This window comes from Rhodosalinus sp. (assembly GCF_041685465.1).
Classification (GTDB): domain Bacteria; phylum Pseudomonadota; class Alphaproteobacteria; order Rhodobacterales; family Rhodobacteraceae; genus Rhodosalinus.
Window position 1 is genome coordinate 1 of record NZ_JAWLFS010000219.1, and the last position, 5,148, is coordinate 5,148.

General features: G+C 73.7%; 4 protein-coding genes and 1 pseudogene. 4 read left to right on the forward strand and 1 reads right to left on the reverse strand.

Annotated elements, in window-relative coordinates:
- Nucleotides 1–428 (reverse strand): annotated as a pseudogene (locus ACESL7_RS12865) (tyrosine--tRNA ligase); the annotation flags it as partial.
- 67 nt (nt 429–495) lie between these two features.
- Between ACESL7_RS12865 and ACESL7_RS12870 the strand changes: the two are divergent.
- The 4 genes from ACESL7_RS12870 to pgi all read left to right on the forward strand — a co-directional run.
- Complete coding sequence (locus tag ACESL7_RS12870) at nt 496–1,587, forward strand: anhydro-N-acetylmuramic acid kinase (protein WP_372893714.1); 1,092 nt, start codon at nt 496–498, stop codon at nt 1,585–1,587.
- Between the two features lie 216 nt (nt 1,588–1,803).
- Nucleotides 1,804–3,228, forward strand: coding sequence for a glucose-6-phosphate dehydrogenase (zwf, locus tag ACESL7_RS12875; protein ID WP_372893715.1), 1,425 nt, complete (start codon nt 1,804–1,806; stop codon nt 3,226–3,228).
- Between the two features lie 67 nt (nt 3,229–3,295).
- Nucleotides 3,296–3,967 carry a 6-phosphogluconolactonase gene (gene pgl / locus ACESL7_RS12880; protein WP_372893716.1) on the forward strand — a complete coding sequence of 224 codons (672 nt, stop codon included), beginning with the start codon at nt 3,296–3,298 and terminating at the stop codon, nt 3,965–3,967.
- The coding region (pgi, locus tag ACESL7_RS12885) for a glucose-6-phosphate isomerase (RefSeq protein WP_372893717.1) at nt 3,964–5,148 on the forward strand (1,185 nt) is incomplete at its 3' end. The genes pgl and pgi, both read left to right, overlap by 4 nt.

Sequence of the window (5,148 nt, forward strand, 5' to 3'; positions counted from 1 at the left end):
CGCAGGAAGGCGAGGTAGTTTAGCCCGTCGAGCCACTCGGCGTTGTCGACCATGAGCGCGTCCGTCTCGCCCGCGCCGTAGGTGACGTAGGCCGCGAAGACGCGCCGGATGCCCTCGATGTTCTCGGCGATCTGCTCGGGCGTGAGCAGCGGGCGCTCCTCGGCGCGGAAGGACGGGTCGCCCACCTTCGTCGTGCCCCCGCCCATGAGCGTGACGGGGCGGTGGCCCGTCTTCTGCAGCCAGCGCAGCATCATGATCTGGATGAGCGAGCCCACGTGCAGCGAGCGCGCCGTGGCGTCGAAGCCGATGTAGGCGGTCACCGGCCCGGCGGCGAGCGCCGCGTCCAGCGCCTCGGCGTCGGTGCAGCCGTGCAGGAAGCCGCGCTCGGCCATCACCTGCATGAAGTCGGATCTCGGTCGCTCGGTCATCGGCCCCCGCGCTCTTGCCTGCTGCGCGGCGCGTCTATACTGGCGGGAGCCGCGAAGGGGAAGGGCGATGATCGACGGACCGGTCTGGGCGCTCGGCGCGATGTCGGGCACCTCGCTCGACGGGGTGGACGCGGCGCTGCTCTGCACCGACGGCGTGCATGTCTCGGCCTTCGGCCGCACGGGGTACCGGGAGTACTCCGAACCCGAGCGCGCGGCGCTGCGCGCGGGACTGGGACGCTGGCCCGGCGAGGACCTGGGCGACGCGCCCCGCGTGGTGCAGCATGCGCATGACGTGCTCCTCGCCGAGTTCCCCGAGGCCGAGATCGTGGGCTTCCACGGCCAGACGCTCGCGCATGATCCGAAGGGCCGCGGCACGCATCAGGTCGGCGACGGCGCGGCGCTCGCGCGCGCGCTCGGGCGGCCGGTGGTGTGGGATTTCCGCTCCGCCGACGTGCGGCTCGGCGGCGAGGGCGCACCGCTCGCCCCCTTCTACCACTTCGCGCTGGCGAAATGGCTGGGCGCCGCGCGCCCGCTCGCCTTCCTCAACCTGGGCGGCGTCGGCAACCTGACCTGGATCGATCCCGCGCGCGCCGCGCCCGAAGAGACGGGCGCGCTGCTCGCCTTCGACACCGGGCCCGCGAACGCGCCGCTCGACGACCTGATGCAGGCGCGGCGCGGGCAGCGGTGCGATGCGGGCGGCGCGCTCGCGGCCGGGGGCCGCGTGGCTGCGGGCGCGCTCGAACGGGTGATGGCGGCCCATTACTTCGACCGGATGCCGCCCAAGTCGCTGGATCGGGGCGATTTCGGCTTTCTCTCTGAGCTGGTCGCGGCGCTCTCCGACGCCGACGCGGCGGCGACGTTGACGGCGGCGGTGGCGGCCTCCGTGATGCGCGGGATGGAACATTGCCCGGCGCCGCCCGAGCGGTTGCTCGTCACCGGGGGCGGGCGGCACAATCCGGTGATGATGGAGATGCTCGCCGCCGCGCTCGACTGCCCGGTGGCGCCGGTGGAGGCGGCGGGCCTCGACGGCGACATGCTCGAGGCGCAGGCCTTCGCCCATCTTGCCGTGCGCGTCGCGCGCGGCCTGCCCACCTCGGCCCCCGGCACGACCGGCGTGCGCGCCGCGGTGGGCGGCGGCACCATCTCGCGCCCGGCCTGAGGGCGCCTCCCGAGCGGTCGGGGCGGCGGGGTCGCGGATCGCCGCGGCCGTTCGATGCGGTGCGACTGCGTCAGGAATGCGGGCCAGCGCCGGCGAAAGAGCGCGCTCAGGCGCGCCGCCTGCCGCGGGCCAAGGGCCTTGCAAGGCCCTTGCCCAAGGCGCTTGCAAGCGCCTTGGCCCCTGTCCCCGCCCGGCGCGCTTCGCTATACCGGGGGCATGGTCTCCCGCGTCATTCCCGTCGAGCCCTTCGAGCTCATCGTTTTCGGCGCCACCGGCGATCTGGCGCGCAGGAAGATCCTGCCCGCGCTCTGGCGCCGCTTCCGCGCCGGGCAGATGCCCGAGGGCGCGCGGGTGATCGGCGCCGCGCGCACCGAGCTCGACACCGACGGCTGGCGGCGCATGGTGGCAGAGGCGATCGGCCCGGCCGAGGGCCTCGACGCCTTCCTCGCGCGGCTCGATTACGTCACGGTCGACGCCATGGGCGAGACGGGCTGGCCGGAACTCCGCGCGGCCTGCGGCGCGCCGGAGGTGCGGGCGGTCTATTTCTCGGTCGCGCCGACGCTCTTCGCGCCGCTCGCCGAGCGCGTGCGCGCGCACGGCCTTGCCGGGTCCGGCACCCGCGTGGTGGTCGAGAAGCCCTTCGGCCACGATCTCGCCTCGGCGCGCGCGCTCAACGCCGCGCTCGCCGCGCAGTTCTCCGAGGATCAGATCTACCGGATCGACCATTACCTCGGGAAGGAGACGGTGCAGAACCTGATGGCGGTGCGCTTCGGCAACATGCTCTTCGAGCCGCTCTGGAACGCGCAATACGTCGATCACATCCAGATCACCGTGGCCGAGCAGGTCGGCGTCGCCGGTCGCGCGGAGTACTACGATCACGCGGGCGCCATGCGCGACATGGTGCAGAACCACCTGATGCAGCTTCTCTGCCTGACCGCGATGGAGCCGCCCGCGCGCTTCGAGCCGGGCGCGGTGCGCGACGAGAAGCTCAAGGTGATCCGCGCGCTCGAGCCGCCGCGCTGGCTCGTGCGCGGGCAGTACGGCGCGGGGCAGGGGCAGGCGGCCTACGTCGACGACGTGGGCGCCCCCGCGAGCGGGACGGAGACCTTCGTCGCCCTGCGCGCCGAGGTCGGCAACTGGCGCTGGGTGGGCACGCCCTTCTACCTGCGCACGGGCAAGCGGCTCTCGGCGCGCTCCTCCGAGATCGCCGTGGTCTTCAAGGACACGCCGCATTCGATCTTCGGCATCGACGCGGGCGCGCACCGCAACATCCTCGCCATCCAGCTTCAGCCGAACGAGGGCATGAAGCTCTGGATGACGATCAAGGAACCGGGGCCCGGGGGCATGCGCCTTCTCGACGTGCCGCTCGACATGACCTTCGCCGAGACGCTGGGGCCGGACGCCGATCTCATCGCCGACGCCTACGAGCGGCTGATCATGGACGTGATCCGGGGCAATCAGACCCTCTTCATGCGCGGCGACGAGGTGGAGGCGGCCTGGGCCTGGACCGATGCCGCGATCGCGGGCTTCGAGTCCGCCGGCGAGCGGCCCGAGGTCTATCCCGCCGGCTCCGACGGGCCGCGCGGCGCCGAGCGCATGATGGCGCGCGACCAGCGCCTCTGGCGCGAGATCGCGGACTGAGCGCGGCGGGGCTTGCCCGCGCCGCGCCGTGCGGGCAGGAATGGAAGCCGGGCTGCGGGAGGACGCGATGGAGATCGTCGAGTATGCCGACCGGGAGCTGATGGCGATCGACCTCGCCAACAAGCTCGCGGGATCCTTGCGCGCCGCGCTCGCGCGGTCGGAGCGCGTGCTCTTCGCCGTGCCGGGCGGATCGACGCCGGGGCCGGTCTTCGACGCGCTCTGCGCGGCGCGGATCGACTGGGCCTCGGTGGACGTGCTGCTCACCGACGAGCGCTGGGTGCGGCCCGACCATCCGCGCTCCAACACGCGGCTGGTGCGCGAGCGGCTGCTGGTGGAGCGGGCCGCCGCGGCGACGCTCCTGCCGATGTATCAGCCGACCGACACGCCGGAGGAGGCCGTCGCCCGCGTGACCGAGGCGATCGCGCCGCATCTGCCGATCGCGGTGCTCCTGCTCGGCATGGGCGACGACGGGCACGTCGCCTCGCTCTTTCCGGGGACCGAGGGGCTCGCCGCCGCGCTCGCCGAGGACGCGCCCCCGGTCATGGCGCTCCGCCCGCCGGAGGCGGACGAGCCGCGGCTCACGCTGACGCGGCCGGTGCTCGACGGCGCGCTCTCCAAGCATCTCGCCGTGGTCGGGGAGGCAAAGCGCGAGACGCTGGAGCGGGCGCAGCGCCGGACGGAGGCCGAGGCCCCGGTGCGCGCGGTCTTTTCCGGGCTGACCGTGCACTGGGCGCCATGAGCGCGGCGGCGGATCTCTGGGCGCGGCTGGACGCGCTGCGCGACGCACACGAGGGCCGGCGCATCGCCGCGCTCTTCGAGGCCGACCCCGAGCGCGCGGCGCGCTTTTCGGTGCGCGCCGGGGGGATGCTCCTCGACTATTCCAAGACCGCGATCGATGCCTCGGTGCGCGCCGCGCTCCTCGATCTCGCGCGGGAACGGGATGTCACGGGGCGCGCGCGCGCCATGATGGCGGGCGGGATCGTGAACGAGACCGAGGGGCGCGCCGCGCTGCACACCGCGCTCCGCGCGCCCGAGGACGCGGGACCGATCGAGGTCGGGGGCCGCGACGTTCTGGCGGAGGTGCACGCGACGCTGCGGCGGATGGAGGCCTTCGCCCGCGACGTGCGCGCGGGCCGCGCGCGGGGGCAGGGGGGCGCCTATACCGATATCGTCAACATCGGCATCGGGGGCTCCGACCTCGGCCCGGCGATGGCGGTGCGCGCGCTCGCGCCTTACGCCGACGGGCCGCGCTGCCATTTCGTGGCCAACGTGGACGGCGCCGACATTGCCGACACGCTCGCCGGGCTCGATCCGGCGCGCACGCTGGTGATCGTCGCCTCCAAGACCTTCACCACCGTCGAGACCATGACCAACGCCGAGACCGCGCGCACCTGGATGCGCCGGGCGGTCGCAGAGCCGGCGGCGCAGTTCGCGGCGCTTTCCACCGCCGCCGAGCGCACCGGTGCCTTCGGCATCCCCGGCGAGCGGGTCTTTCCCTTCGCCGACTGGGTGGGCGGGCGCTACTCGATGTGGGGGCCGATCGGGCTGTCGCTGATGATCGCGATCGGGCCGGAGCGCTTCCGCGAGATGCTCGCCGGCGGGCACTGGATGGACCGGCATCTCCTCGAGGCGCCGCTCGAGGCGAACCTGCCGGTGATGCTGGCGCTCACCGGCCTCTGGCACGCGCAGGTCTGCGGGCACGCGACGCGCGCCGTGCTGCCCTACGACCAGCGCCTTGCGCGGCTGCCGGCCTACCTTCAGCAGCTGGAAATGGAATCGAACGGCAAGGGCGTGACCGTCGCGGGCGACGCGCCCGCGCGTCCCACGGCGCCGGTCGTCTGGGGGGAGCCCGGGACCAACGCGCAGCACTCCTTCATGCAGCTCGTCCACCAGGGCACGCAGGTCGTGCCCTGCGAGTTC